The organism is Microbispora sp. NPDC004025, from assembly GCF_053604425.1.
On the sequence record NZ_JBSGHN010000010.1, the window covers coordinates 154,877 to 180,158 of the forward strand.

Annotated in this window: 27 protein-coding genes; 15 read left to right on the plus strand and 12 right to left on the minus strand. The window is 72.9% G+C overall.

Features of this window, described 5'->3' with window-relative positions; genetic code table 11:
• The first annotated feature begins 62 nt into the window (after nt 1–62).
• Nucleotides 63–485 (plus strand): YjdF family protein, encoded by a 423-nt coding sequence (locus ACWEQG_RS24320; RefSeq protein WP_452287990.1) that lies wholly within the window; start codon nt 63–65, stop codon nt 483–485.
• Between the two features lie 39 nt (nt 486–524).
• Here ACWEQG_RS24320 and ACWEQG_RS24325 read toward each other — a convergent pair whose 3' ends face one another.
• A complete protein-coding gene (locus ACWEQG_RS24325) occupies nt 525–1,979 on the minus strand; it encodes an MFS transporter (protein WP_452287991.1) in 1,455 nt (484 codons plus the stop codon).
• 131 nt (nt 1,980–2,110) lie between these two features.
• Between ACWEQG_RS24325 and ACWEQG_RS24330 the strand changes: the two genes are divergently transcribed.
• From ACWEQG_RS24330 to ACWEQG_RS24345, 4 genes are all read left to right on the plus strand, one after another.
• Nucleotides 2,111–2,659 (plus strand): CGNR zinc finger domain-containing protein, encoded by a 549-nt coding sequence (locus ACWEQG_RS24330; protein ID WP_452287993.1) that lies wholly within the window; start codon nt 2,111–2,113, stop codon nt 2,657–2,659.
• A 42-nt stretch (nt 2,660–2,701) separates the two neighbouring features.
• A complete protein-coding gene (locus ACWEQG_RS24335) occupies nt 2,702–3,109 on the plus strand; it encodes a PPOX class F420-dependent oxidoreductase (protein WP_452287995.1) in 408 nt (135 codons plus the stop codon).
• A 178-nt stretch (nt 3,110–3,287) separates the two neighbouring features.
• The gene (moaA, locus tag ACWEQG_RS24340) at nt 3,288–4,277 is read left to right on the plus strand and encodes a GTP 3',8-cyclase MoaA (RefSeq protein ID WP_452287997.1); all 990 of its coding nucleotides are present in this window, start codon (nt 3,288–3,290) and stop codon (nt 4,275–4,277) included.
• Between the two features lie 28 nt (nt 4,278–4,305).
• Nucleotides 4,306–5,250: an NTP transferase domain-containing protein gene (locus ACWEQG_RS24345; RefSeq protein ID WP_452287999.1), complete on the plus strand. Its 945-nt coding sequence runs from the start codon at nt 4,306–4,308 to the stop codon at nt 5,248–5,250.
• A 290-nt stretch (nt 5,251–5,540) separates the two neighbouring features.
• Here the strand turns inward: ACWEQG_RS24345 and ACWEQG_RS24350 are convergent, their stop codons facing one another.
• Nucleotides 5,541–5,864, minus strand: coding sequence for a DUF3099 domain-containing protein (locus ACWEQG_RS24350; RefSeq protein WP_346227255.1), 324 nt, complete (start codon nt 5,862–5,864; stop codon nt 5,541–5,543).
• Between the two features lie 84 nt (nt 5,865–5,948).
• On the opposite strand from ACWEQG_RS24350, the gene ACWEQG_RS24355 reads away from it, so the two are divergent.
• A complete protein-coding gene (locus tag ACWEQG_RS24355; protein WP_079314915.1) occupies nt 5,949–6,164 on the plus strand; it encodes a dodecin in 216 nt (71 codons plus the stop codon).
• A 113-nt stretch (nt 6,165–6,277) separates the two neighbouring features.
• Here the strand turns inward: ACWEQG_RS24355 and ACWEQG_RS24360 are convergent, their stop codons facing one another.
• Together ACWEQG_RS24360 and ACWEQG_RS24365 are read right to left on the minus strand one after the other, a co-directional pair.
• Nucleotides 6,278–7,660, minus strand: a complete 1,383-nt coding sequence (locus ACWEQG_RS24360; protein ID WP_452288001.1) for a metallopeptidase TldD-related protein — start codon at nt 7,658–7,660, stop codon at nt 6,278–6,280.
• Nucleotides 7,657–9,150: a TldD/PmbA family protein gene (locus tag ACWEQG_RS24365; protein WP_452288003.1), complete on the minus strand. Its 1,494-nt coding sequence runs from the start codon at nt 9,148–9,150 to the stop codon at nt 7,657–7,659. The genes ACWEQG_RS24360 and ACWEQG_RS24365 overlap by 4 nt, the downstream gene beginning before the upstream one ends.
• A 77-nt stretch (nt 9,151–9,227) precedes the next feature.
• Between ACWEQG_RS24365 and fabG the strand changes: the two genes are divergently transcribed.
• Both fabG and fabI read left to right on the plus strand, forming a co-directional pair.
• The gene (gene fabG, locus ACWEQG_RS24370; RefSeq protein ID WP_363473754.1) at nt 9,228–9,932 is read left to right on the plus strand and encodes a 3-oxoacyl-[acyl-carrier-protein] reductase; all 705 of its coding nucleotides are present in this window, start codon (nt 9,228–9,230) and stop codon (nt 9,930–9,932) included.
• Nucleotides 9,933–9,993: 61 nt separating this feature from the next.
• Nucleotides 9,994–10,758 carry an enoyl-ACP reductase FabI gene (gene fabI, locus ACWEQG_RS24375; RefSeq protein ID WP_346227259.1) on the plus strand — a complete coding sequence of 255 codons (765 nt, stop codon included), beginning with the start codon at nt 9,994–9,996 and terminating at the stop codon, nt 10,756–10,758.
• Between the two features lie 3 nt (nt 10,759–10,761).
• Here fabI and ACWEQG_RS24380 read toward each other — a convergent pair whose 3' ends face one another.
• The 5 genes from ACWEQG_RS24380 to ACWEQG_RS24400 form a co-directional block, all read right to left on the minus strand.
• Nucleotides 10,762–11,919, minus strand: a complete 1,158-nt coding sequence (locus ACWEQG_RS24380) for an LLM class flavin-dependent oxidoreductase (RefSeq protein WP_452288005.1) — start codon at nt 11,917–11,919, stop codon at nt 10,762–10,764.
• Between the two features lie 10 nt (nt 11,920–11,929).
• Nucleotides 11,930–12,481 (minus strand): NADPH-dependent FMN reductase, encoded by a 552-nt coding sequence (gene ssuE / locus ACWEQG_RS24385; protein WP_452288007.1) that lies wholly within the window; start codon nt 12,479–12,481, stop codon nt 11,930–11,932.
• Between the two features lie 28 nt (nt 12,482–12,509).
• Nucleotides 12,510–13,718: an SfnB family sulfur acquisition oxidoreductase gene (locus tag ACWEQG_RS24390; protein ID WP_452288009.1), complete on the minus strand. Its 1,209-nt coding sequence runs from the start codon at nt 13,716–13,718 to the stop codon at nt 12,510–12,512.
• 4 nt (nt 13,719–13,722) lie between these two features.
• The gene (gene sfnG, locus ACWEQG_RS24395; protein ID WP_452288011.1) at nt 13,723–14,856 is read right to left on the minus strand and encodes a dimethylsulfone monooxygenase SfnG; all 1,134 of its coding nucleotides are present in this window, start codon (nt 14,854–14,856) and stop codon (nt 13,723–13,725) included.
• Nucleotides 14,857–14,960: 104 nt separating this feature from the next.
• A complete protein-coding gene (locus ACWEQG_RS24400) occupies nt 14,961–15,887 on the minus strand; it encodes a LysR family transcriptional regulator (protein WP_452288013.1) in 927 nt (308 codons plus the stop codon).
• 140 nt (nt 15,888–16,027) lie between these two features.
• On the opposite strand from ACWEQG_RS24400, the gene ACWEQG_RS24405 reads away from it, so the two are divergent.
• Complete coding sequence (locus ACWEQG_RS24405; protein ID WP_452288015.1) at nt 16,028–17,251, plus strand: acyl-CoA dehydrogenase family protein; 1,224 nt, start codon at nt 16,028–16,030, stop codon at nt 17,249–17,251.
• 36 nt (nt 17,252–17,287) lie between these two features.
• Here ACWEQG_RS24405 and ACWEQG_RS24410 read toward each other — a convergent pair whose 3' ends face one another.
• Entirely contained in the window at nt 17,288–18,301 is a 1,014-nt protein-coding gene (locus ACWEQG_RS24410) for a hypothetical protein (RefSeq protein ID WP_452288017.1), read from the minus strand.
• Nucleotides 18,302–18,451: 150 nt separating this feature from the next.
• Nucleotides 18,452–19,390: an aldo/keto reductase gene (locus ACWEQG_RS24415; protein ID WP_363473225.1), complete on the minus strand. Its 939-nt coding sequence runs from the start codon at nt 19,388–19,390 to the stop codon at nt 18,452–18,454.
• Nucleotides 19,391–19,425: 35 nt separating this feature from the next.
• Here ACWEQG_RS24415 and ACWEQG_RS24420 point away from each other — a divergent pair, with 35 nt between their 5' ends.
• From ACWEQG_RS24420 to mshC, 6 genes are all read left to right on the plus strand, one after another.
• Nucleotides 19,426–20,244, plus strand: a complete 819-nt coding sequence (locus ACWEQG_RS24420; RefSeq protein ID WP_452288019.1) for an undecaprenyl-diphosphate phosphatase — start codon at nt 19,426–19,428, stop codon at nt 20,242–20,244.
• Entirely contained in the window at nt 20,241–20,942 is a 702-nt protein-coding gene (locus tag ACWEQG_RS24425; RefSeq protein WP_452288021.1) for a histidine phosphatase family protein, read from the plus strand. Before ACWEQG_RS24420 ends, ACWEQG_RS24425 begins: the two co-directional genes overlap by 4 nt.
• Nucleotides 20,943–20,951: 9 nt before the next feature.
• Complete coding sequence (locus ACWEQG_RS24430) at nt 20,952–21,521, plus strand: DUF3090 family protein (RefSeq protein WP_169985798.1); 570 nt, start codon at nt 20,952–20,954, stop codon at nt 21,519–21,521.
• A gap of 69 nt (nt 21,522–21,590) precedes the next feature.
• On the plus strand, nt 21,591–22,352 hold the full coding sequence (locus ACWEQG_RS24435) for an SCO1664 family protein (RefSeq protein ID WP_363474354.1): 762 nt from the start codon (nt 21,591–21,593) through the stop codon (nt 22,350–22,352).
• 94 nt (nt 22,353–22,446) lie between these two features.
• Complete coding sequence (locus tag ACWEQG_RS24440) at nt 22,447–23,211, plus strand: NRDE family protein (RefSeq protein WP_452288023.1); 765 nt, start codon at nt 22,447–22,449, stop codon at nt 23,209–23,211.
• 10 nt (nt 23,212–23,221) lie between these two features.
• Nucleotides 23,222–24,433 carry a cysteine--1-D-myo-inosityl 2-amino-2-deoxy-alpha-D-glucopyranoside ligase gene (gene mshC / locus ACWEQG_RS24445; RefSeq protein ID WP_452288025.1) on the plus strand — a complete coding sequence of 404 codons (1,212 nt, stop codon included), beginning with the start codon at nt 23,222–23,224 and terminating at the stop codon, nt 24,431–24,433.
• Between the two features lie 107 nt (nt 24,434–24,540).
• On the opposite strand, the gene ACWEQG_RS24450 is transcribed toward mshC, so the two are convergent.
• Nucleotides 24,541–25,179: a snapalysin family zinc-dependent metalloprotease gene (locus ACWEQG_RS24450; RefSeq protein WP_452288027.1), complete on the minus strand. Its 639-nt coding sequence runs from the start codon at nt 25,177–25,179 to the stop codon at nt 24,541–24,543.
• Nucleotides 25,180–25,282 lie beyond the last annotated feature (103 nt).

Below are 25,282 nucleotides of genomic sequence, written 5' to 3' on the forward strand. Positions count from 1 at the left end.
ATGTCCGGTGTGCCGGAAAGCGGCTTCGCAAGCCGCCTGTCGGCATACCTGTGGAGGGCATCGTGGCATCCCTGTCCGTGTACTTCGAGAACCCGTTCTGGGTGGGCGTCCTGGAGATCGTCGAGGACGGCGAGCTGCGCGCGACCCGGTTCGTCCTCGGCTCCGAGCCCACCGGCCCCGAGTTGTACGCGTTCCTCATGCGGCACGGGGTCGCCCTGCTCGAACGCGCCCAGGCCGCCCCCGCCGTACCGGTGGACGGGCGCGGGGAGCGGCGGGTCAACCCCAAACGCGCGGCCAAGCTCGCCGCCCGCGCGGCGGCCAGGGTCACGCGGCGCGGCACGGCCGCGCAGGAGGCGCTGCGGCTCGAGATGGAGAAGAGCAAAGGCGAGGCGCGGGTGGACCGGCGCGAACGCGAGCGGGCGCTGGCCGAGCACCGGCGCGAGGTCGCCCGCCGCAAGCGCATCGAGCGCCGCCGCGACCGCTGACCCCGCTCACTCCCGTGCCACCGGCCCGCCGCGCCGCGGTCACGGCGTCGCCCGCGTCGCGGCCGGCCGGGAGCGCCGTGCCCGGGCGCGCAACGCCGCGACGAGCGTGAGCAGCATGGTCACGGCGGAGACGCCGGTGACGACGTGAAGACCGTTGTGGTAGCCGGACAGGGTCGCGGCGCCGCCCGTCGCGCCGCCGGCCGACATCGCGGCGGTCACGATCGCGAGGACGATCGCCGCGCCGACCTGGTATCCCGTCTGCAGCACACCGGCCGCCAGCCCCTGCTCGGAGTCGGCCACACCGGTGGTCGCCTGGACGTTGGCGGCGGGGAAGGAGAGGGGGAAGGCCACGCCGATGAGCAGAATGCTCGGCAGGATCACCCAGGCGTACGGGGACGCCTCGTCGATCCGCAGGAAGAGCAGGTACGACGCGGTGTAGGCGACGAATCCCGCGAAGATCATCCATCGGACCCCGAACCGCGAGATCAGCGTGCCGGCCCGCGGCGCGATCGTCGCGATGAGCAGGCCGACGGGCAGGAAGGCCAGCGCCATCTGCATCGGCGACCAGCCGCGCAGCGACTGCAGATAGAGGCCCCCGATGAACTGGAAGCTCATGTAGGTGCCGAGGATCGCCGCCGCGACCAGGCTCGCGCCCACCAGCGCGCCGTTGCGCAGCATGCCCAGGCGCAGCAGGGGCCGGGCCGTCCGGCGCTCGATGACGACGAAGGCCAGGAGGAGCACCATGGAGGCGGTGAACATCACCAGGGTGCGCGGCGACGTCCACCCCGCGGTGGGCGCCTCGACGATGCCGTAGACGAGCAGCAGCATCGCGGCCGTCACGGTGACGGCGCCGGCGAGGTCGAACGGGCCCCCGCGCCGGCCGGGCGCGACGTCGCGCGGCACGAGCGACAGGGCGCCGGCGAACGCGATGAGCGCCACGGCGACCGGGAGCAGGAACGTCCAGCGCCAGCTGATCTCGGTCAGCGAGCCGCCCACGATGACGCCGGTCGAGTAGCCGACCGCGCCGCACGCGGTGTAGACGCCCAGCGCGCGGTTGCGCGGCGGGCCCTCGGCGAAGCCGGTGACGATGATGGACAGGCCGGCCGGGGCGGTGAACGCGGCGCCGACGCCCATGACGAACCGGGCGACGATCACGACCAGTCCCTCGCCGGTGACACCGCCGGCCAGCGATCCGGCGGCGAAGACGGCGACACCCGCGAGGAACATGCGGCGACGGCCCAGCAGGTCCGCCATGCGCCCGCCGAGCAGCAGGAAGCCGCCGAAGCCGAGAACGTACGCGCTCACGACCCACTGCACGGACTCGGTGGTCATCCCGAGGTCCGCCTGGATCGGCGGCACCGCGATGCCGACCATGATGTTGTCGAGCGCGTCGAGGAAGAACGCGGCGCAGACGCTGACGAGCAGGCCCCACTCGCGCAGCCCCCACGAGTTCCCTTCCGCGGGCGCCTTCGCCCCTGTGACCGGCAGTGACATGAACCCTCTCCCGAGCGCTCGCCGTGCTCCCTATAACCGCCTTCGCTGACTTTAAGGGTTAGAAATGAGGTGCTGCAACCGGTCATCTATGATTGAGTGGTTAGAGTGAGCGGCGGTTGGAGGATGTCGCCATGACCGAGGCCGACCCGCGTCCGTTCGCGCGGGAGCCCCTCGCGCTCGACCTGCTGAACACCCGGTGGAAGGAGCACGGCCGGCTGCACGACCTGCTCGACTCGCCCTCCGGCCTGCGCGTGTGGCTGGCCGGCCACGGGCTGGCGGACCGATTCGCCGCGGACGAGGAGTCGCTGGAGGCGGTCGTCCACGCGCGCGACGTGCTGGCCGCGCTGGCCGCCGGCCCGGGGGGACCCGCGGTCTACCGGCAGGCCGACGACGTCCTCGCGCGCGGCCGCGTCCGGCTCACCCTGACGGCGGAGGGACCCGGCGAGACGACGGAGTTCGACGACCCGGCGTGGGGGGCGGCGTGGACCGCCGTCCGCGACTACCTGGACCTGCTGGCCGCGGCTCCCGAGCGCATCCGCCTGTGCGCCCAGCCGGACTGCATCCGCTACTTTCTCGACACGTCCCGCAACGGCACCCGCCGCTGGTGCTCCATGTCTCTGTGCGGCAACCGGGTCAAGGCCGCCCGGCACTACGCGCGGGCCCGTGACACCGGCGTCTGAACCGGCCGCCCACGCGGCCCTGCTATGGAAAGGTCTCCGTCCATGTCCCGTGGCGCTCTGCCCGAGCACGTCGTCGAACTGCTCGCCCGCCCCAATCCCTGCGTCATCAGCACCGTCCGCCCGGACGGCGCGCCGGTCTCCGTGGCCACCTGGTATCTGTGGCAGGACGGCAGGGTTCTGGTGAACATGGACGCCGGTCGCAAGCGGCTGGGCTACCTGCGCCAAGACCCCCGGGTGTCGCTGACGGTGCTCGACTCCGACGGCTGGTACCGCCACGTCAGCCTGCAGGGACGGGTGGTGTCGCTGGAGGAGGACCCGGACCTGGAGGACATCGACCGCCTCGCCGTCCACTACACGGGTGAACCGTACCCGAACCGCGAACGGCCGAGGGTGAGCGGCTGGATCGAGATCGACACCTGGCACGTGTGGGGGATGTCCTCCGGATCGTGAGGGCGGGCAGGCGCGGGCGTCGCGGAGACAGGGCGGCGGAAGGCCCTCGGGGAAGCCACGAGCACGGCGGCGAAGCCGGCCGGTGCCCGGTCGGGAATCAGGGCGGGGACGGCGAGGTTGTCGCCGTCATGACGGCAGGGCTTAGGCTTGAGGCTCTCTGGGGGTTGGAGGTCCTCTCGTGCTGGTTGACTCGTTCGGCCGGGTCGCGACCGATTTGAGGGTGTCGCTGACCGACCGGTGCAACCTGCGGTGCGCGTACTGCATGCCGCCCGAGGGCCTCGACTGGCTGCCCAAACCGGAACTGCTCACCGGCGAGGAGATCGTCCGCCTGGTGACGGTCGGCGTGGAGCGGCTCGGCATCCGGGAGGTCCGCTTCACCGGCGGCGAGCCGCTGCTGCGGCGGGAACTCGTCGAGATCGTCACCGCGACCACCGCGCTGCGCCCGCGTCCCCAGGTGTCGCTGACGACCAACGGCATCGGTCTGGCCCGCCTCGCGGAGCCGCTCGCGCGGGCCGGTCTCGACCGCGTCAACGTCTCGCTGGACACGCTCGACCGTGACGTGTTCGTCCGGCTCGCGCACCGCGACCGGCTGCGCGACGTGCTGGACGGGCTCGCCGCGGCGACGGCGGCGGGGCTCACGCCGGTCAAGGTCAACGCGGTGCTGATGCGCGGCGTCAACGAGCACGAGGCCGTGCCGCTGCTGCGCCACTGCCTCGACCGGGGATACGAGCTGCGCTTCATCGAGCAGATGCCGCTCGACGCCCAGCACGGCTGGCGCCGCGAGGACATGATCACGGCCGACGAGATCCTCGGGCTGCTCAAGGAGTCCTTCGACCTCACCGAGGACGACCCGCGCGAACGGGGCAGCGCCCCCGCCGAACTGTTCCTGGTCGACGGCGGCCCGCAGCGGGTGGGCGTGATCGGCTCGGTCACCCGGCCGTTCTGCGGCGCCTGCGACCGAGTCCGAATCACCGCCGACGGCCAGGTCCGCAACTGCCTGTTCGCCACCGAGGAGTCCGACCTGCGTACGGCGCTGCGCTCGGGCGCCTCCGACGAGGAACTGGCGGAGCGATGGGTCGCGGCGGTGCGGAGGAAGAAGGCCGGGCACGGCATCGACGACCCCGCGTTCCTCCAGCCGGCCCGTCCGATGTCGGCCATCGGCGGCTGACGGAGCCCCGCAGACCCTGGAGCCCGCCGTGCGTCCTCGTCCCGAGACCGGCATCGAGACCGGAGCGGCGGCGTACGACGCCGTGATCCTGGCGGGGGGCCGGGCCGAGCGCCTCGGCGGGGCGGACAAGCCGGGCGCGCTCGTCGGCGGACTGCCTCTGGTCGAGCGCGTGGCGGCGGCGGTCCGCGACGCCCGCGCCGTCGTCGTGGTGGGCCCGCCGAGGGACATGCCGGGCGTGCTGTTCACCCGTGAGGACCCGCCGGGCGGCGGGCCCGTTCCGGCGCTGCGTGCCGGGCTCGCCGAGGTGACCTCCCCGCTGGTCGTCCTGCTCGCCGCCGACCTGCCGTTCGTCGCCGCCGGTCACGTCGGGGCGCTCCTGGCGGCCGTGCCCGAGGACGGCGCGGGCGCGGTGCTCGTGGACGACGAGGGCCGTGAGCAGTGGCTCACCGGCGCGTGGCGGACGGCGGCGCTGCGGGCGGCGCTCGGCGCGTACCGGGGACGGTCGCTGCGCGGGCTGCTCGGCCCGCTGGCGCCGGCGCCTGTGCGCCCGCCGGTGGCGCCGGGCGAGATCCCGCCGTGGTTCGATTGCGACACCGTCGACGATCTCCGTGCGGCCCGTGAACGGGCCGTGGGACATGGGGTGAAGGGAGCGCGCGTGAACGTGCTGGAGGAATGGACGGCCCTGGTCTGCCGCGAGCTGGGCATCGACCCCGCCCGGGTGGACCGGACCGCGGTGCTCGACCTGACCAGGGACGTGGCGCACGGCGTGGCGCGGCCGGCCGCCCCGTTGACCGCCTACCTGCTGGGGCTGGCGCAGGGGGCCGGCACCGCGCCGCCGGACGTGGTGGAGCGGCTGTCCCGGATGGCGAAGGAGTGGGCGCGGGCGACCGCGGAGGCGCCCGCGACTCCTGACAGGCGTGCTCCTGACAGGCGTGCTCCTGACACGCGTGCTCCTGACACCCCTGGCTCCTGACATCTGCCGCCACGGCCCCGGCGCGCCGCGGGAGGGGAAGGGCGGGCACCGGGGGCCGTTCGGCGGAAGGGCCGTCTCCTAGGGAAGACGACCGCGACGGCCGGTCCGTGAGGTCCGTGCAAAGGTCTTGGAAAAGGGCGACGCCGGGTGGTTACGGGGGCAAACCACCCGGCGCCGCTTCATCGGCGTTCCGACGGGGGCCCGGAACGCCGGCACCAGCGCTCCGACGGGGGACCAGAGCGCTTGGCTAAACTGTACACCTCCAACCCATGGGTTGCGTCAAGACTTTGTCACGACCCGATCTCGCGTCGATGGCGTGGTATCTCGCTTTGGTCAGGTGAGGTAAAGCCGGGGGGCGGAGGAGGCTCGTGACCTCTCTGATTGGCCCCGATTACGGCAAGGTATGGCAAAAGAACGGCCCCCGCGACGAACAGGGCCTTGACGGGCCAGGGGGCCGGTACCGCCACCGCCAGGATCAGGCAGACGAGCCGGATGCCCATCTTGATGAGGTAACTGATCTCCCGCTTGCGCACGTCGTCGGTCAGCGACGGCTGGGCGTCCGTCACCTGGTGAACGACCGGGCGGTCTTTTCTCAACCAGCGCCATGGATTCACGGTTTCCACGGTAGACCCCGGGTGAGGCGGGGTGACGCCCGCACGGCGCTACGATCACGCGACAGGCACAGGCAGGAGGACGTGATGTCGGATCGCACCTACCGGGTGACCGAGATAGTGGGCACTTCGGCCGAGAGCGTCGACCAGGCCATCCGCAACGGCGTCAGGCGGGCCGCCCAGACGCTGCGGCACCTGGACTGGTTCGAGGTGACCGAAGTGCGCGGGCACATCGTGGACGGCGAGGTGGCCCACTTCCAGGTCGGCATGAAGGTGGGCTTCCGCCTGGAGGACGCCGAATGAGGCGATGCGCGGTCCCGGCAGCCTGGTGATGCCGGAACCGCTCGACGGGATCGTCGAGACCGCCGTCGACCAAGCTCAGGCGGGGCTCGCGGCCCCGCTGGGTGCGGTGACTCCTAGCTGGCCTGGCTGACCGTCGACATGTTGAAGTCGGGCACGCGGACCGGTGGCATGACGGCGCGGGTGAACCAGTCGTTCCACTCGCGCGGCAGCGTCTGCTCGCTCGCGCCCACCTCCGTGAGGCGGCCGAGCAGGTCCACCGGCGACTCGTTGAACCGGAAGTTGTTCACCTCGCCCACGACCTCGCCGTTCTCGACGAGGTAGACGCCGTCCCTGGTCAGCCCGGTCAGGAGCAGCGACTGCGGGTCGACCTCGCGGATGTACCACAGGCAGGTCAGCAGCAGGCCCCGCTCGGTCGAGGCGATCATCTCCTCCAGCGAGCGGCCGCCCTCGGGCCCCGTCATGATCAGGTTGTCGATCTGCGGGGTGGTGGCGAGGCCGGTCAGCTCGGCCGAGTGCCGGGTCTGCACGAGGTTGGCCAGGGTGCCGTCGCTGATCCACTCGGTGCGGGTCAGGGGCAGGCCGTTGTCGAAGACCGACTGCTCCCGGCCGGAGGAGTGGGCGACGACGAACGGCGCGCACTCGACGCCGGCCCGCGCGGGGTCGCTGTGCAGCGAGATCGGCAGCGCTGACAGCCGCTCGCCCACCCGGGTGCCGCCGCCGGGCCGGGAGAACACCGTGCGGCCGTCGGCGGCGTCCCGCGCGCCCGCCGCCCAGTACAGGTAGATCAGCAGGTCGGAGACCGCGGTCGCGGGCAGGAGCGTCTCGTAGCGGCCCGGCTCCAGGCTGATCCGCCGCTTCGCCCAGCCCAGCCGCCGGGTGAGCGTCTCGTCCAGGGCGGCCACGTCCACGTCGGAGAAGTCGCGGGTGGCCACACCCGTCCACGCCGAACTCGACATGTCCGCCGACTTGGCGTTCAGTTCGAGCCGCCCGGTCGGCTGGTCGTGGCGCAGCCGCAGACCGGTGGACGAGCCGACGAACGTCGAGGTCACGATGTGTTCCGCGAAGCCGTACAGCCTGCGGCCGGAGGCGTCGGCGGCGGCGAACGCCTCGCCGAGCGCGGGGGCGAAGTCCCTGAACACGTCGATGGAGGTCGGCTCCACCGGGCGCTCCCAGCCCTCCCCGGCGGTTCCCTCCACCAGCGCCCGGGCGTCCTCCGACGGCCGCGCCTCCCGCGCGGCGCGGTCGGCCTCGGCCACCACGTCCGCGAGCTGGTCGGCGCGTACGGCGGAGCGCGAGACGACCCCCACCCCGGCGCCCACGACGGAGATCACGGTGAGCCGGGACGAGCGCGCGACCCCGTTGGTCGTCAGCGTGTTGCCGGCGAAGCGCAGATTGGCGGTCGAGCCCTCGTCCGCGATGACGACGCAGCCGTCGGCCCCGCTCAGCGCGAGCGCCCGCTCCACCGTCTCCTGCGGTGTGGTCACCCCGTCGCTCACTTGCCACCCTCCTGGACGGTGTTGAGGATCCGTACGCCGCGGAACAGCGCCGCGGGGGCGCCGTGGCTGACCGGCGCGACCTGGCCCGGCTGGCCCTTGCCACAGTTGAAGGCGCCGCCGAGCACGTACGTCTGCGGACCGCCGACGGCCTCCATGGAGCGCCAGAAGTCCGTGGTGGTCGCCTGGTAGGCCACGTCGCGCAGCTGCCCGGCCAGCCGGCCGTTCTCGATCCTGTAGAAACGCTGGCCCGTGAACTGGAAGTTGTACCGCTGCATGTCGATCGACCAGCTCTTGTCGCCGACGACGTAGATCCCGCGCCCGACCCGGGAGATCAGCTCGTCGGTGGACGGGCCGCCCGCGGCCGGCTGGAGCGACACGTTGGCCATCCGCTGGATCGGCACGTGCCCGGGGGAGTCGGCGAACGCGCAGCCGTTCGACCGGCCGAGCCCCTTGAGCAGCGCCATCCGCCGGTCGAGCTGGTAGCCCACCAGCGTGCCCTCGCGGACGATGTCGAACGACTGGCCGGCCACGCCCTCGTCGTCCCAGCCCACGGTGGCCAGGCCGTGCTCGACCGTGCGGTCGCCCGTCACGTTCATCACCGGCGAGCCGTAGTGCAGGCTGCCGAGCTGGTCGAAGGTGGCGAACGAGGTGCCGGCGTAGGCCGCCTCGTAGCCGAGCGCCCGGTCCAGCTCGGTCGCGTGGCCGATCGACTCGTGGATCGTGAGCCACAGGTTCGACGGGTCGACCACCAGGTCGTACGGCCCGGCCTCGACCGAGGGCGCCTTGAGCTTCTCGTCCAGCAGGTCGGGGATCTCGGCCAGCTCGGCGGGGAAGTCCCAGCCGGTGCCGGTCAGGTACTCGTACCCCCGGCCGACCGGCGGGGCCAGCGTGCGCATGTCGTCGAACCGGTCGCCGTCGGCCCGCATCGCCGTCAGGACGGGGTGCAGCCGCACCCGCTGCTGCGTGGTCACCGTGCCGGCCGAGTCGGCGTAGAACTTCTGCTCCTTGACCTGCGTCAGCGAGGCCGAGACATGGTCGACCCGGCCGAGCAGACCCGACGACCACTCCGCGAGCAGCGCCGCCTTGTCCGGCAGCGGCACGTCGAACGGGTCGACCTCGTAGGACGACACCCAGGTCACGTCGCCGTACACCGGCTCGGGGGCGAGCTCCACCGGCTCACGGTTGATGGGCGCGCTGACCGCCGCCACCCGGACGGCCTCCTCGGCGGCCCGGGCCGCCGCCTCCGGGGTCAGCTCGATCCCGGACGCGAAGCCCCAGGTGCCGTCCTTGACGACCCGTACGGCGAAGCCGAGGTCGTCGGCGTCCGAGGACCCCTCGAGCCGGGCGTCGAACAGGCGCAGCGTCTCGGCGCGTACGCGTTCGAGCCGGAACGAGGCGTGCTCGGCTCCCAGGTCACGGGCGCGCTGCAGGGCCGCGTCCGCCAGCCGCCGCAGCGGCAGGGCGAGGAAGTCGGGGTCGATCTGGCGCATGTCCACGATCCTAACCCTGTGATCTTGTGTCCAGCGGACAAGTGGACTACCCCCAAGTAGCCGATACCGTCGGTCGCATGGTTCGCTCTGTACTCGTCACCGGCGGAAACCGCGGCATCGGTCTCGCGATCGCCCGTGAGCTCGCCGCCGCGGGGGACGCCGTCGCCATCACCTACCGTTCCGGCGAGCCGCCGGAGGGGCTGTTCGGGGTCCGCTGCGACGTGACGAGCTCCGCCGACGTCGACGCCGCCTTCGAGAAGGCCGAGGCCGAACACGGCCCGGTGGAGGTGGTCGTCGCCAACGCGGGGATCACCAAGGACACGCTGCTGCCGATGATGAAGGAGGAGACCTTCACCGACGTCATCGACACGAACCTGACCGGCGCCTACCGCGTCGCCAAGCGGGCCGTGCGGCCCATGCTGCGGCTGCGGCGCGGGCGCATCATCCTGATCTCCTCCGTCGTCGGCCTGTCCGGCTCGGCCGGTCAGACCAACTACGCCGCCTCCAAGGCCGGCCTGGTCGGCTTCGGCCGGTCGCTGGCCCGCGAGCTCGGCTCGCGCGGCATCACGGTCAACGTGGTCGCGCCGGGGTTCGTGGAGACCGACATGACCGCGGTGCTCGACGAGGCGCAGCAGGAGCAGATCCGCAAGAGCATCCCGCTCGGGCGGCAGGCGCAGACGGAGGAGATCGCCCGGGTCGTCAGGTTCCTGGCGAGCGACGACGCCTCCTACATCACCGGGGCGGTCATCCCCGTCGACGGCGGCCTCGGCATGGGCCACTGAACAGGTCACTGAACCAGGTCACCGAACAGGCCACCGAGCGGACGACAGACTGGAGCTGGACATGGGTTTGCTGGACGGGAAGCGACTGCTGGTCACCGGCGTCCTCACCGACGCGTCGATCGCCTTCAACGTGGCGAAGCTGGCCCAGGAGGAGGGCGCCCAGGTCGTGCTGACCGGCTTCGGCCGCCTCAGCCTGGTCGAGCGCATCGCCAAGCGGCTGCCCGAGCCGCCGCCGGTGATCGAGCTGGACGTCCAGAACGACGACCACCTCGACACGCTCGCCGACCGCGTCGGCGCGCACCTCGACGGGCTGGACGGAGTCGTCCACTCGATCGGGTTCGCCCCGCAGTCCTGCCTCGGCGGCAACTTCCTCAACACCTCGTGGGAGGACGTCGCCACGGCGGTCCACGTCTCGACGTTCTCGTTCAAGTCGCTCGCCGTCGCCTGCCTGCCGCTGATGAAGGAGGGCGGCGCGGTCGTCGGCCTGGACTTCGACGCGACCAAGGCGTGGCCCGTGTACGACTGGATGGGCGTGGCCAAGGCCGGGCTCGAGTCCTGCTCGCGCTACCTCGCCCGCGACCTGGGCAGGCACGGCATCCGGGTCAACCTCGTCGCCGCCGGTCCGCTGCGCACGATGGCGGCCAAGAGCATCCCCGGGTTCAAGGAGTTCGAGGACTCCTGGCCGGAGAAGGCCCCGCTCGGCTGGGACCTCGCCGACACCGCCCCCGCCGCCAAGGCGTGCGTCGCGCTGCTGTCCGACTGGTTCCCCGCCACCACCGGTGAGATCGTCCACGTCGACGGCGGCGTCCACGCGATGGGCGCCTGAGCGTCACCGGGACGGGGCGCCGGCGAACGGGATGGCGGCGGGAGCCGGGTCCTCCAGCGTGTCCACCGGGTGCCGCCACAGCCCCCCGCGGCGCAGCAGGGGCAGGACGCCCTCGCCGAACCAGTAGGCCTCCTCCAGGTGCGGGTGACCGGACAGCACGAACTCGTCGATCCCGAGCGCGTGGTACTCCTCGATGCGCTCCGCCACCTCGGCGTGGCTGCCCACGAGCGCCGTGCCCGCGCCGCCGCGGACCAGGCCGACCCCGGCCCACAGGTTCGGCGAGACTTCCAGCGCGTCGGTGCGGCCGCCGTGCAGGGCCCGCATCCGCCGCTGCCCCTCCGACCCGCTGCGCGCGAGGCCGGCCTGCACCGACGCGATGACCGCGGGGTCGAGCGCGGACAGCAGGCGCTCGGCCTCCGCCCACGCCTGCGCCGAGGTGTCCCGGCTGATGACGTGCAGCCGGATCCCGAAGCGCACCTCGCGGCCGGCCGCGGCCGCCTCCCGGCGGATCCAGCCGATCTTCTCCGCCACCTGCGCGGGCGGCTCGCCCCAGGTCAGGTAGACGTCGCAGTGCCGCGCCGCCACCCGCCCGGCCGCCGGGGACGACCCGCCGAAGTACACCGCCGGGACCGGGGACGGCACCCGGCTCAGCGCGGCGTCCGTGACGCCGACGTGCCTGCCCTCCAGGGTGACCCGTTCCCCGCGCCACAGCCCGCGTACGACCGTGAGGAACTCGTCGGTGCGCTCGTAGCGCTCGTCCTTGGTGAGGAAGTCGCCGTAGGCGCGCTGCTCGTGGTCCTCGCCGCCGGTGACGACGTTGACCAGCAGACGCCCGCCCGAGTGCCGCTGGAACGTGGCGGCCATCTGCGCGGCGAGCGTGGGCGACAGCAGCCCCGGCCGGAAGGCGACCAGGAACTTCAGTCGTTCGGACCCGGCGACCAGCATGGCGGTGGTCAGCCAGGCGTCCTCGCACCAGGCTCCCGCCGGGGTGAGCGCGCCCTCGAAGCCGAGCTGCTCGGCGGCGCGCACGATCTGGCCGAGGTACGCCAGTGAGGCCGGCCGGTCCCCGCCGGCGGTGGTGACGTCGGTGCCGTGCCCGCCGCCGACGAGGTGGCGGCTGTCGCCGTACGTGGGCAGGAACCAGTGGAACGTCAGTGTCATGGCAGTCCCTTCAGGACGCGGCGAGCAGCGGGCGGCGCGCGGCCACGGCCGACGCGAAGGCGTCGACCACGCGGTAGAGCGGGGCGGCGTGCTCCGGGTCGAGGCCGGCCTCGCCGTCGCGGACCGCGATGTGCCGGTCCAGGACGAACCATCCCGGCACGACGTGGTCGGCCCCGAGCGAGGTCAGGACCGGGCGGAGCGCGTAGTCGATGGCCAGCACGTGGGCGGGGCTGCCGCCGGTGACGACCGGCAGCACGACCTTGCCCGCGAGCGCGAACTGCGGCAGCAGGTCGAGCACCGTCTTCAGCAGCCCGCTGTAGGCGGCCTTGTACACGGGGGAGGCGACCAGGACGCCGTCGGCCTCCTCGACGAGGCGGACGACCTCGGCGATGCGCGGATGCCGTGTGTCCGCCGACAGCAGCGCCTCGGCGGGCAGGTCGCGCGCCTGCACGCCGTCGACCTCGTGGCCGAGGAGGCGCAGCCGGTCGGCGAGGTGCGCGCAGAGGGCGGCGGTACGCGAGACCGCCGAGGGGCTGCCGGACAGGGCGACGATGGTGGACATGGCGGAACCTCCGTCAGATGGGACCGGATCAGATCAGGCCGTGCCGCGGGGGCAGGGTCCGGTTCAGCGCGTACCTGCCGATGTGCTGGATCTTCCAGCGCACGGGATCGTGCAGGGTGTGGGTGCGGGCGTTGCGCCAGTGCCGGTGCAGGTTGAGCGAGTCCAGCGCCGACCTGGTGCCGGACACCTCGAACAGCGCGTCGCTCACCTCGACGGCGGCCGGGTCGGCGAAGGCCTTCGCCGTGGCGACCGCGATGGACGCCGCCGCGGCGGTCTCGTCGTCGAGCCGTTCCCGCGCGCGGTCGACCGCCCGCCCGGCCTCGCCCAGCAGGGCCTCGGCGGCCCGTACGGAGACCTCCAGCTCGCCGAAGCGCTGGATGGTCAGGGGGTCGTCGGCGGCGTGGCCGGCCCCGCTCTCGAACCACGGCCTGCTGCGGGTGCGCACGAACTCGGCCGCCTCGGTGAGCGCGGCGCGGGCGATGCCCACGTCGATCGCGGCGTGCAGCAGCTGCGCGTGGGCGCCGTGCAGCTGCGGCCCGGTGAAGGTCAGGTGGTGGGGGACGACGCGGTCGGCGGGCACCCGCACGCCCTCCAGCCGGACCGTGCCGCTGGCCGTGGTGCGCTGGCCCATGCCGTCCCAGTCGTCCACGACCGTCAGGCCGGGCGCGCCGGCCGGCACGTACGCGACGACGAGCCGGTCGGCGGGGTCCTTGGCCAGCACGGTGATCCAGTCGGCGAACAGGGCTCCGGTCGAGTAGTGCTTGACGCCGTCGAGGACGTGGCCGCCGTCCTCGGCGGGGCGCAGCCGGGTGCGGTAGTCCTGCACGTGCCTGGTGCCCGCCTCCGACTGCGCGTTGCCGAACCGCCGGCCCGCCAGGACCTCGGCGAAGAAGAACGCCCGCTGCGCCGCCGACCCCTGCTGCCGCAGCACGTTGACGTACACGTAGTGGCTCTGCGGGATCTGGGCGATGTTGGGGTCGGCGGCGGCGAGCAGGCGGACGACCTCGGCCAGCGTGGCGGTCCGCACGTCGGCGCCGCCGTGCTCACGGGGGACGGTGATGCCGAGCAGGCCGCTCAGCGAGAGCTCGGCCAGCTCGGCGACCGGGAGCACGCGGCGGGCGTCCCGTTCGGCGGCGCCGCCCGCGAAGCGGCCGGCCAGCTCGGCGGCGACGGCGAGGGCCTCCTCATCGCCGGTGACGACGTGCGCGGTCCGGGGAGTGTCGACGAGATCGGTCATGGGATCAGGCCCTGGCCGGTTCCACCGGGAACGCGCCCTTCGCCGTGATCTCCGCCTCCAGTTCGCGGATGATGGGCAGCACGTGGCGGCCGAAATACTCGACCTCCTCGTGGTAGTGCAGGAAACCGAGCAGCAGCAGGTCGACGCCGCGCTTCTTGTACTCGATCGCCCGGTGCGCGATCTGCTCCGGCGTGCCGATGAGGCGGGTGCGGAACCCGTCGTTGTACTGCACCAGGTCCTCGAACGAGGAGTCGGCCCACATCCCCCGTCCGTCCTGGGTGGACCTGCCCGCCTGCCGGACCGCGTCGCGGAACCCGTGAACGGCCTCGACGTCGGCCTTGGCCACGATCTCGCGCAGCGTCTCGCGCGCCTCGGCCTCGGTGTCCCTGGCGATGAGGAAGCCGTTCAGGCCGAACCTCACCCGGCGGCCGTGGGCCCGCGCCACCGCGCCGACCTCCTCGATCTGCTCGGTGACGCCGTCGAAGTCCTTGCCATTGCTGAAGTACCAGTCCGACACCCGGCCGGCCATGGCGCGCGCCGCGGTGGAGTTGCCGCCCTGGAAGATCTCGGGGTGCGGGCGGTCCGGCGCGGACAGCGGCTTGGGCTGCAGGTCGTACCCGTGCAGCCGGTAGAAGTCGCCCTGGAACTCCGTCTTGTCCTCGGTCCAGCTCGCCCGCAGGACACGGATGAACTCCTCGGCCCGGCGGTAGCGCTCGTCGTGCTCCAGCCAGGGCTCGCCCAGGGCGGTGAACTCGCCCTTGAACCAGCCGCTCACCACGTTGACGGCGGCCCGGCCGCCCGACAGGTGATCGGCGGTGCTGACCAGCTTGGCCAGCACCGCGGGGTGCCACAGGCCCGGGTGCACGGCGGCGATCACCTTCAGCCGGCGGGTGGCGAGCAGCAGCGCCAGGCTGAAGCTCGTCGACTCCTGCTGGAACGCCGCGCCGTAGCTGGCCATGTAGCGCACCTGGGACAGCGCGTACTCGAAGCCGTTGTCCTCCGCGAGCACCGCCAGTTTCCGGTTGTAGTCGTAGCTCCAGTCGGTGCGCTGCTCGATCGTGCTGGTGACGAGCCCGCCGCTGACGTTGGGCACCCAGTAGGCGAACCGCAGCGGCTCTGGACTGACGTTCGCGGACACGAATGACCCCTTTCCGGTATTTCCTACTCAGACAATGGGGATAGTACGGCGGCGCCGTCCGGAGTTCCACACGCGATCGGCGGGGGCGTGATAGGGCGGCCCTGTCACCCGGCGGCGCGTGCCCGTGCGCCGGCGCGGCAGTCGCGCGCCCGATCGAGGAGGAGCCGGTGGAGGTCGCGGGCCACCCGGGGGGCCGAGGCGGACCGCTGCGACTGGATCACCAGGAGGACCTCCGCCACGCGCTGCGCCAGCGGCCGGTAGGTGATGGCGCCGTTGCGCAGGAGAGGGTCGCCGGCCACGCTGAACTCGGGAAGCACGGTGGCGCCGAGTCCTTCGGCCACCATGAGCTTGCCCATCTCGGCGCCGTCGGTCGAGTACGAGAACGACGGCGCCCGCCCGCCGAGGAGACGGTGCACCAGGCGGTGCATGACGTAGCCGGCGCGCATCACGATCATGGGCTCGCGGAGCAGGTCGGCGACCTCGACCGCGGGCAGCGAGGCCAGCGGGCTGTCCGGCCGTACGCACACCACCGGGCGGCCGCGCAGCAGCTCGGTCGTGGCGAGGTCGGGCGGCAGGTCGTCGCCGCTCAGGTAGTTCACCAGCCCCAGGTCGAAGCTGCCCTCGCGGATGCGCCGGTGGATCTCGGCCTGCTGCGCGCCCACGACCTCGACCTGTGTCGCCGGATGGGCCTCGCGGAAGGCCCGTACGGCGGGGATCAGCAGCGGGACGGTGGCCGCGTTGACCGTGCCCAGCCTGACCATGCGGGCCGTGTGGTGCTGCTCGTCGGCCGCGCCGCGCAGGCGGTCCACCGCCTCCAGCACACCGTTGATGTAGGGCAGCAGCTCGCGGCCCTTGTCGCTGATCGTGGCTCCGGACCGGCGCCGCTCCAGCAGGTCGACGCCGAGTTCGCGCTCCAGGTTGCGCACGGTCTCGCTCAGGGCCGGCTGGGACAGGTGCAGATGGTCGGCCGCGCGGCGCAGCGAGCCGAGGCGGGTCACCGCGCGGATGTACTCAAGCTGTTCGATGCGCATCGTCGTCCACCTTGTCCGGGGGTGTTCAAGGGCGACCCTACCGGCCGTTCGGCGATTTCCCCACTTAACAAGTAGAGAATGTTGCCTAACCTGGTGAGCGACAGCCGGCGCGACGCGCCGCACACGAGAGGAGACGACACGTGACCATCGCTCACGCCAGCCGGACGGACTGGACGGACGGCCCCGCGCCGCGCACTCCCGCCGAGTGGGTCGCGCGCGCCGGCGAGGTGGCGGCCGTCCTCGCGGTGGACGCCGCCGAGCGCGACAGGGCCGCGAAGACCCCGTACGCCGAGATCGGGCTGCTCAAGGACTCCGGCCTGGTCACGCTGCTCGGCCCGGCCGGGCACGGCGGCGCGGGGCAGGACTGGCCCACCGCCTACCGGGTCGTCCGCGAGGTGGCCGCGGCCGACGGCTCGATCGGTCAGCTGCTCGGCTACCACTACCTGTGGAACTGGGCGGCGCGCCTGGTGGGCACCCGCGAGCAGTGGGAGCGGATCGAGGCCGACGCCGCACGGGACCGGTGGTTCTTCGGCGGGGCCGTCAACCCTCGCGACCGGGACATCGTCGTGCGCGACGAGGGCGACACCCTCGTCTTCGACGGCCGCAAGACCTTCTCCACCGGCAGCAAGGTCTCCGACGTCACCGTCCTGGAGGGCGTGCTGGAGGGCACCGGCAACCATGTCTTCGCCGTCGTCCCCTCCGGCTCCGAAGGGCTCGCCTTCCATGACGACTGGGACAACATCGGCCAGCGGCTGACCGAGAGCGGCAGCGTCACGGTCTCCGGCGTGCGCGCGCCGTGGAGCGACGCCCTGGGATACGTGGACAAGGAGTTCCGGCCGCGCGTCTACGCCACTCTCAACGTGCCGACCATCCAGCTCGTGTTCGTCAACTTCTACCTGGGCATCGCCCGCGGCGCGCTGGAGACCGCGCTGGCGTACACGAGGGAGCACACCCGCCCGTGGCTGCACGGCGGACACGAGCGCGCGGTCGACGAGCCGTACGTCATCGACCTCTACGGCGACCTCACCGCCAAGCTGTGGGCGGCCGAGGCGCTCGCCGACGAGGTCGCCCGGGAGGGTCTGTGGTTCCACCTCAACCCGGACGAGGTCACCCCCCGGCTGCGCGGCGAGCACGAGGTGCGGGTGGCCGCGGTCAAGGCGCACGCCACCGACGTGGCCCTGGAGGTCACCTCGCGTGTGTTCGAGGCCACCGGCGCCCGCTCGACCGCGTCCCGCTACGGGCTCGACCGGTTCTGGCGCAACGTGCGCACCCACACGCTGCACGACCCCGTGGCGTACAAGCGCCGTGAGGTGGGCGTCCACCGCCTGCGGGACGAGATTCCCGAGCCGACCTGGTACTCCTGAGCACAGTGGTACTGCTGAGCGCACGGGAGGCCGGGCTCAGGCGAGCCGGTGACGTCCCGACCTGCCGGGCAGCCGCAGGCCGCCCTCGAGCGGGATCGACTCGCGCGGCTCCTGCTGCTCGGCCCGCGCCCGCCGTGCCGAGACCACGCGGGTCGCCAGCAGCGCGGACAGCAGCAGCGCCGCGGTGAGGGCCGTCCCCGCCGCGTCGTAGGACCGGGAGGCGCGCGCGGGCGCCCCCGCGGGGCCGCCGCGCAGCTCGGGCAGCCCGGGCAGCTTCTGCCCGGGCCACAGGAGGGGGATGACGCCGTCCTCGTCCGGGTCCACCTTGGGCCGGCGGCGCGCCGTCTCCGGCGCGTCCTCGTGCGCCGCGACGAGACGCGGCCGGTACGGCTCGCGCGGAAGGGTGCCCTCGGGGGTCATGGACGCCTTCGGCCGCGCCGGCTTCTTGCCGGCGGGCCGTGCGTGCCGCGCGCCGTCCGCGTCCTCGCCGCTCTCGCGGCGGCCCTGGGACGCGCAGCCCTCGCCGGCGACCAGGGGCAGGCAGGTGCCCTGGACGGCGCGGGTCAGCCCGTCGGTGAGCTTCCGGACGCTCGGGGCGGGGCTGTGCGTGGCGGGGGAGTCGTCCTTGCCGCCGCCCGTCACCGCCTGCGCCGCCGCTCCCGTCGCCGTGTCGGCGGCTCCGCCCGCCGCGCCGACCGCGGTGTCCGCCGCCCCGGTCAGCGTCTGGCCCGCCTTGTCGACCGTCTTGCCGACGTCGTGGACCGCCGTGCCCGCGGCCCCGGTGGTCGTCTTCAGCGTGTCGTCCACGACCTTCGTGACCGGTTCCGTCAACCCGCCGGTGGCCTTGTCCGCGACGTCGGTGACACCGTCCGTCAGCTTGCCCACGCCGTCGACCAGGGAGCAGACGCCGCCGGTGACGCCCGAGAGCAATCCACCGCCTCCCGTGCAGTCGAGCGCCTGTGCCGGGGATGCGGCGAGAGGGAGTCCTCCGGCAAGGGCGATCGCGAGAGCCCCGGCGGAGATCGCGGAGGCCTTGCCTACGATCCCCATGTGTCCCCTTCCGCAGTCTCTGGTCCATCCCCCGACATACCCGTCACTCTTCGCCAGAGCGCGGGGTTATGCAGTAGAAAGTTGCAGTTCGGTATCGATGTGTGATACGTGAGGACGATTCTCGTTCACCTCGCGGCCGGGGCGCGGCGCTCACGGGTCGGAGACGTCGTCCAGAGCCTCGCGGATCTCCCACGGCAGGGTCAGTTTCTCGGCCTGCAACACGCCGAGGAGCTGCGCGTGGGTGCGCGCGCCGACGATCGCCGACGACACGCCCGGGCGGTCGCGCACCCAGGCGAGCGCCACCGCGAGCGGCGACACGCCGAGCCCCTCGGCCGCGGTGGTCACCGACTCCACGATGCTGCGGCACCGCTCGTCCAGGTAGGGCCGGACGAACTCGGCGAAGTGCGGGGTGGCGGCGCGGGAGTCGGCGGGGATGCCGGTGCGGTACTTGCCGGTCAGCACGCCGCGTCCCAGCGGCGACCAGGCGAGGACTCCGGCGCCCACGTGCCCCGCGGCCGGCAGCAGTTCCTCCTCGGCGTCCCTGGCCAGCAGGGAGTACTCCACCTGCGCCGCGACGATCGGGGCCCGCGAGTCGCCGCACCGCTGCCAGGTGGCGGCCGCCGCGAGCTGCCAGCCGGTGTAGTTGCACACGCCCGCGTAGGCCGTACGGCCGGTGGAGACGGCGAAGTCTACGGCGGCGAGCGTCTCCTCCAGCGGCACGCGGGGGTCGAACGCGTGGAGCTGCCACAGGTCGACCTCCTCCAGCCCGAGCCGGGCCAGGGAGGCGTCGAGCGCCTGGATGAGGTGACGGCGGGAGGCGTCCCGCTCCCCTCCGGGGGTGAGCACCGCCTTGGTGGCGATCACCAGGTCCCTGCGCGGCACCACGTCGCGGATGAGCCGGCCGATCAGGCGCTCGGCGTCGCCGCCGCCGTACACGTCCGCGGTGTCGATCAGCGTGCCGCCGGCCTCGGCGAAGGCGGTGAGCTGCGCCGTCGCCTCCTCGGCGGAGGTGTCGCGGGCCCAGGTCATCGTGCCGAGCCCGATCCTGGACACCGACAGACCGCTGCGCCCGACTAGTCGCTGGTCCATGGTGCGGACAGACTAGCCGATAGGCTGTCCGCACCATGGACGTACTACAGGCGATCGTGCTCGGGCTCGTGCAGGGTCTCACCGAGTTCCTGCCCATCTCCAGCTCGGCGCACCTGCTGATCGTGCCCAAGCTGGCGGGGTGGGACGATCCCGGCGCCCCGTTCACCGCGGTGATCCAGCTCGGCACCATGCTCGCGGTGCTCATCTACTTCTGGCGGGACATCGTCCGGATCACCTGGACATGGCTGCGCAGCTTGTGGACGCCGGAGTTGCGGGGGGAACTCGACGCGCGCATGGGGTGGTACATCGGCCTGGGCACGATCCCGATCGGCGTCGCCGGCCTGCTGTTCAAGGACGCGATCGAGGGCCCGGCCCGCAACCTGTGGCTGAACGCGGCCATGCTCATCGTCTTCGGCCTGCTGCTGCTCGCGGCCGACCAGATGGGCCGCAAGAAGAAGGAGGTCGCCGACCTCAACATGCGCGACGGCCTGATCATCGGCGCGTGGCAGATGCTGCCGCTGATCCCGGGCGCCTCCCGCTCGGGCTCCACGATGACCGGCGCGATGTTCCTCGGGTACACGCGCGAGGCCGCCGCCCGCTACTCCTTCCTGCTGTCGATCCCGGCGGTGATCCTGTCGGGGCTGTTCGAGCTGCGGCACATCGGCGACGGCGGCGGCCCGCCGGTGGCGCCGACTGTGATCGCGACCGTCGTGTCGTTCATCGTCGGGTACGCCTCGATCGCCTGGCTGCTGCGTTACGTCGCGCGCCACTCGACCATCGTCTTCGTCGTCTACCGCGTCTTCGCGGGGACGTTCCTCCTCACGTTGCTGACCCTCGGGGTGGTGCAGTCATGACGACCGTTCTGCTCGTACGGCACGGGCTCACCGCGATGACCGGCCCGGTGCTGGCCGGCTGGACGCCGGGCGTCCACCTCGACGAGCGCGGCAGGGAGCAGGCGCGTGCGGTGGCCGAACGGCTCGCGCCCCTGGAACTGGACGCCATCGTGTCCAGCCCGCTGGAGCGGTGCCGGGAGACCGCCGCCGCCATCGCGCAGGGCCGCCCCGTCTCGGTGCAGACCGACGACAGGTTCGGTGAGTGCGGCTACGGCGACTGGACGGGCCGGCCGCTGAAGGAGCTCGCGGAGGAGCCGCTGTGGCGGGTGGTGCAGGCCCATCCCAGCGCGGCGGTGTTCCCCGGCGGTGAGGCCCTGGCGGAGGTGCAGAACCGCGCCGTGCGGGCCGTACGCGACTGGAACGAGCGGCTCGGCGAAAAGGCCACCTACGTGGTCTGCAGCCACGGGGACGTGATCAAGGCGATCGTGGCCGACGCGCTCGGCCTCCACCTGGACCAGTTCCAGCGCGTCACGGCCGACCCCGCCTCCGTCACGGTGATCCGCTACACCCCCCTGCGCCCCTTCCTGCTCAGGGCGAACGACGTGGGCGGGGGAGTGGCCAACCTGGTGCCCCCACCAGGGGTGTCGGAGGACGAAGACGGGGGAGAAACCCTCACCGGAAGCGACGCCGCCGTCGGCGGCGGAGCCGGGACCACATAAGGTCGGGCTATGCCGGTCTTCGACTACGATCCGCCTGACAGGTTCGTGGCCGGTGCCGTGGGGCAACCGGGCGCACGAGCCTTCTTCCTGCAGGCCCGAGGCCAGGGCAGGATCACCACGGTGGCGCTCGAGAAGTTCCAGGTCGCCGTGCTGGCCGACCGCCTCGACGAGTTGCTCGACGAGGTGCTGCGGCGCAGCGGGGGGCGCGCGCCGGTCCCGGCCATGGCCCCCGCGGAACTGGCCGACGAGGGCCCCCTCGACCTGCCGATCGACGAGGACTTCCGGGTGGGGACGATGGCGCTCGCCTGGGATCCCGAGACCGCGCAAGTGATCATCGAGGCGCAGGAGGCGACGGAGGGCGACGAGGAGGACGAGCCGCCGCTGGACGACGACCGGCCCGAGCCCGCCGTCCTCAGGGTGCGGATAAGCGCCGCCGCCGCCCGCGCCTTCAGCCGCCGGGCGCTCGAGGTGGTCGCCGCGGGCCGTCCGCCGTGCCCGCTGTGCGGCCGGCCGCTCGACCCCGAGGGGCACATCTGCGTCCGCCTCAACGGCCACCATCCCGGGGTGTTCTCGGCATGAGAGGCACGGCATGAGGCACGGCGTGAACGGCTGGAAGGGCGGCGGGGCGCCGCGCGGGCGGGGAACCGGATGACGACGGAGGACGAGGCGAGCATCAGCGACGTGGACGGGCCGGGGCTGGACGACGCGGCGGCGATGCGCCTGCTGCGGGAGGGCACCTTAGAAGTGGCCGGACGACTTGTCGAGGCCACGAACATGACGCTTTACTGCTCCATCAGCGACGGTGAGCACGCGGCGGCGTGCGTGTACAAGCCGGTGCGCGGGGAGCGCCCCTTGTGGGACTTTCCCGACGGCACGCTGGCGTCCCGTGAGGTGGCCGCCTACGAGGTGGCGGCCGCCACCGGATGGCGCATCGTGCCGCCGACCGTCTACCGGGACGGCCCCTTCGGCCCGGGCATGGTGCAGCTGTGGATCGACGCCGATCCCGAGGCCGACCTGATGGCCCTCATGCGCAGCCGCAACCCCGCGCTTCGCCGCATGGCCGTCTTCGACGCCGTGGTGAACAACGCCGACCGCAAGGGCGGTCACCTGCTGCCGCTGCCCGACGGGCACGTCTACGGGGTGGACCACGGGGTCTGCTTCGCGGTGGAGGACAAGCTGCGCACCGTGCTGTGGCAGTGGCGCGGCAAGACGCTGCCGCGCGAGTCGGTCAACGTGCTGGTGCGGCTGGAGCGGGAGATCGAGCGGGGCCGCCTCGGGCGGCGCCTGCGTGAGCTGCTGACCCAGGCCGAGGTGGAGGCCACGTGGGAGCGGGTCAAGAGGCTGCTGGCCACCGGGGTCCACCCGCACCCCTCCGAGGACTGGCCCGCGATCCCGTGGCCCCCGATTTGATCGCCGCAGACAGGCTTGCGCAAAACGTGTGGATTGTGCACTCTGCAGGGGTCTCTACCGATATTGGAGGGAACACGCATTGTGTACGGTCATCGTGAGCGTCGAGCCGGAGTCCGGCGCGCCGGTGCTCCTCGCGGGCGTGCGTGACGAGTTCGTCGTGCGGCCGTGGATGTCGCCGGACCGGCACTGGCCCGCGTACCCCGGCTTGGTCGGCGGCCGCGACCTGGAGGCGGGCGGCACCTGGCTGGCCGCCGACCCCGCGGGGCGGCGCGTGGCGGCGCTGCTCAACGGCGAGGGGACGGCGGCCCCGGCGGGCCGGCGTCACTCACGCGGCGAACTGCCCCTCCTGGCCGCCGCCACGGGGGAGCTCCCGTCGCTCGACCTGTCCTGGTACGACCCCTTCCATCTCGTCCTCGGCGGGCTCGACGGTGTGCGGCTGTGGAGCTGGGACGGCGAGGTCCTGACCGAGGAGAAGCTGCCCGAGGGCGTGCACATGATCGTGAACACGGGCTGGGACCGCGGCGAGAGCGTGCCGCGCACCGCCTGGTTCCGGCCCCGGTTCGCCCGCGCCGCCCGGCCCGGATGGACCACGGGCGGCTCGTCCGAACGGTTCTGGGGGGAGTGGCTCGACCCCGCCTCGGGCGCCGGGCTGCCCTGGGACGATCCCCGCGCGCTGGTGATGCGGCGGCGGCTGCCGGACGGCCGGGTCTTCGCCAGCCTGTCGGTCACGCTGGTCGCCCTCGCGGAGCAGGGGCTGCGCTACGACTTCTGCCCCCAACCGGACGACCCGGACACCTGGCACGAGATCGACACCTCGTGGACCAGACCGGCTGAACCGGTCCGCCGGCCTCGCGGATAGGCTTCACACCATGCGATCGTGGTCTGCTCCGAATGTCCCCAGGTTGCCTGGTCCGGGCCTTCCGCTCCGTCTGTACGACACCGCCGCCCGTGAGGTGCGGGAGACGGCCCCCTCCGGCGAGGCCCGTCTGTACGTCTGCGGCATCACGCCGTACGACGCCACCCACCTCGGGCACGCCAACACCTACCTCGCCTTCGACCTGGTCAACCGGGTGTGGCGGGACGCCGGCCACGACGTGCACTACACCCAGAACGCCACCGACGTGGACGACCCCCTCCTGGAGCGGGCCGAGGCGACCGGAACCGACTGGCGCTCCCTCGGCGAGCGCGAGATCGAGCTGTTCCGGTCCGACATGGAGGCCCTGCGCATCCTGCCGCCCCGCGAGTACGTCGGGGTCACCGAGACCGTCGGGGAGATCGCCGATCTGATCGTCCGGCTGGCCGAGCGGGGCGCCACGTACGACATCGACGGGGACGTCTACTTCTCCGTCGCCGCCGCGCCCAAGTTCGGCGCGGTCTCGGGCTACTCCGAGGAGACGATGCTGGAGCTGTTCGGCGAGCGCGGAGGCGACCCCGGCAGGCCGGGCAAGCGCCATCCGCTCGACTGGCTGCTCTGGCGGGCGGAACGACCGGGAGAGCCGTCCTGGGAGTCGCCGTTCGGCCCCGGCAGGCCCGGCTGGCACGTCGAGTGCACCGCCATCGCCCTGCGCAACCTGGGCAGCGGCTTCGACGTCGCCGGCGGCGGTTCTGACCTGATCTTCCCCCACCACGAGATGGGCGCCTGCGAGGGCCACGTGGCCACCGGTGAGTGGCCGTTCGCGCGGGCGTACGTCCACGCGGGCATGGTCGGCCTGGACGGCGAGAAGATGTCCAAGTCCAAGGGCAACCTCGTGTTCGTCTCCCGGCTGCGGCAGACGACCGACCCCATGGCCGTACGGCTGGCTCTGCTGGCGCACCACTACCGCACGGACTGGGAGTGGACGCAGGACCAGCTCGCCGCCGCGGAGGAGAGGCTGGCGCGGTGGCGGGCGGCGGTGGCGCGCCCGGCGGGCCCCGCGGGCGGCCCGGTGTTGGCGGCGGTGCGCGAGCGCCTCTCGGACGACCTCGACGCCCCGGGCGCGCTCGCGGCGATCGACGCCTGGGCGGCGGCGGAGGGCGACGACGCCTCCTCGCCGGAGCTGGTGCGCGACATCGCCGACGCGCTCCTCGGCGTCGCCCTGTAACCCTCCCTCTGATTCTCGCCCTCTGACCCTCGCTCTGACGGCACGGGCCGTCCCCGGGCCGCGCCACGACGGGCGGGACCCGGGGACGCGACCGCGCCGGACGCGCCCTACGGCGCGGGAACGGGGTCGCGGGCGGCGTCGGGACGGTCGACGAAGAGCCCGCCGGCGAGGTCCCCCGCGCGGAGGGCGGAGCCGGCGAAGTTCGCCTCGACCGCGCTCCTCTCCGCCGCGCTGGGAGTGGCGTTGGTGCAGCTCACCGGGGCGCTGTGACCGGACATCAGGTCGGTGCAGCGGCCGGTGCGACGGTCGGGCAGACCGAGGATGTGGCCGATCTCATGGGTGGCGATGCGCAGGGGATGGTAGCCCTCGGCGGTCGCCTCCCTGCCCATCCAGATGGTGCCCCGGCCCAGCCTGGTGACGCTCGTGCGGGGCCAGCCGTTGTCGGCGAGCACCACGAAGTCGGCGGGTGTGCCCGCCACGAGCCGCACGCTGGTGACGGAGGCGTTCCAGACCTGTGCGGCCTGGTCCATCACCGCGTGGAACTCGGCGGCCCGGCTCGCGTCGTACCGCAGCACGCGCACCGCCGCGCTCGCCGTCATGCTCGCCGTCATGCTCGCCGTCGTGCTCGCCGTGGTGCCGCCGGCAGGCTGGGCCGCCCGGGCCGGCGACACCGTGAGCAGCACGGCCGCTCCCGTGAGCAGGGCCGCGACGGCCCGGAGGAACCGTGACACTCGCATGGGGGACATGTGCACCGTCGTCTCCTCGGCTGGGGGATGACCACCACGAGGCGCGCCGGTGACCGGGGTGTCTCGGGTGGGGCTGCCGCAAACGTACGTTCGGCGGACCCGG

What these genes read in the sequence shown, in the direction of transcription:
- ACWEQG_RS24325 (WP_452287991.1), bottom strand. Translation starts at nt 1,979, where the DNA reads ATGTCACTGCCGGTCACAGGGGCGAAGGCGCCCGCGGAAGGGAACTCG.
- ACWEQG_RS24330 (WP_452287993.1), top strand. Translation starts at nt 2,111, where the DNA reads ATGACCGAGGCCGACCCGCGTCCGTTCGCGCGGGAGCCCCTCGCGCTC.
- ACWEQG_RS24335 (WP_452287995.1), top strand. Translation starts at nt 2,702, where the DNA reads ATGTCCCGTGGCGCTCTGCCCGAGCACGTCGTCGAACTGCTCGCCCGC.
- ACWEQG_RS24355 (WP_079314915.1), top strand. Translation starts at nt 5,949, where the DNA reads ATGTCGGATCGCACCTACCGGGTGACCGAGATAGTGGGCACTTCGGCC.
- ACWEQG_RS24365 (WP_452288003.1), bottom strand. Translation starts at nt 9,150, where the DNA reads ATGCGCCAGATCGACCCCGACTTCCTCGCCCTGCCGCTGCGGCGGCTG.
- fabG (WP_363473754.1), top strand. Translation starts at nt 9,228, where the DNA reads ATGGTTCGCTCTGTACTCGTCACCGGCGGAAACCGCGGCATCGGTCTC.
- fabI (WP_346227259.1), top strand. Translation starts at nt 9,994, where the DNA reads ATGGGTTTGCTGGACGGGAAGCGACTGCTGGTCACCGGCGTCCTCACC.
- ACWEQG_RS24380 (WP_452288005.1), bottom strand. Translation starts at nt 11,919, where the DNA reads ATGACACTGACGTTCCACTGGTTCCTGCCCACGTACGGCGACAGCCGC.
- ssuE (WP_452288007.1), bottom strand. Translation starts at nt 12,481, where the DNA reads ATGTCCACCATCGTCGCCCTGTCCGGCAGCCCCTCGGCGGTCTCGCGT.
- ACWEQG_RS24390 (WP_452288009.1), bottom strand. Translation starts at nt 13,718, where the DNA reads ATGACCGATCTCGTCGACACTCCCCGGACCGCGCACGTCGTCACCGGC.
- ACWEQG_RS24400 (WP_452288013.1), bottom strand. Translation starts at nt 15,887, where the DNA reads ATGCGCATCGAACAGCTTGAGTACATCCGCGCGGTGACCCGCCTCGGC.
- ACWEQG_RS24410 (WP_452288017.1), bottom strand. Translation starts at nt 18,301, where the DNA reads ATGGGGATCGTAGGCAAGGCCTCCGCGATCTCCGCCGGGGCTCTCGCG.
- ACWEQG_RS24415 (WP_363473225.1), bottom strand. Translation starts at nt 19,390, where the DNA reads ATGGACCAGCGACTAGTCGGGCGCAGCGGTCTGTCGGTGTCCAGGATC.
- ACWEQG_RS24420 (WP_452288019.1), top strand. Translation starts at nt 19,426, where the DNA reads ATGGACGTACTACAGGCGATCGTGCTCGGGCTCGTGCAGGGTCTCACC.
- ACWEQG_RS24425 (WP_452288021.1), top strand. Translation starts at nt 20,241, where the DNA reads ATGACGACCGTTCTGCTCGTACGGCACGGGCTCACCGCGATGACCGGC.
- ACWEQG_RS24430 (WP_169985798.1), top strand. Translation starts at nt 20,952, where the DNA reads ATGCCGGTCTTCGACTACGATCCGCCTGACAGGTTCGTGGCCGGTGCC.
- ACWEQG_RS24435 (WP_363474354.1), top strand. Translation starts at nt 21,591, where the DNA reads ATGACGACGGAGGACGAGGCGAGCATCAGCGACGTGGACGGGCCGGGG.
- mshC (WP_452288025.1), top strand. Translation starts at nt 23,222, where the DNA reads ATGCGATCGTGGTCTGCTCCGAATGTCCCCAGGTTGCCTGGTCCGGGC.
- ACWEQG_RS24450 (WP_452288027.1), bottom strand. Translation starts at nt 25,179, where the DNA reads ATGTCCCCCATGCGAGTGTCACGGTTCCTCCGGGCCGTCGCGGCCCTG.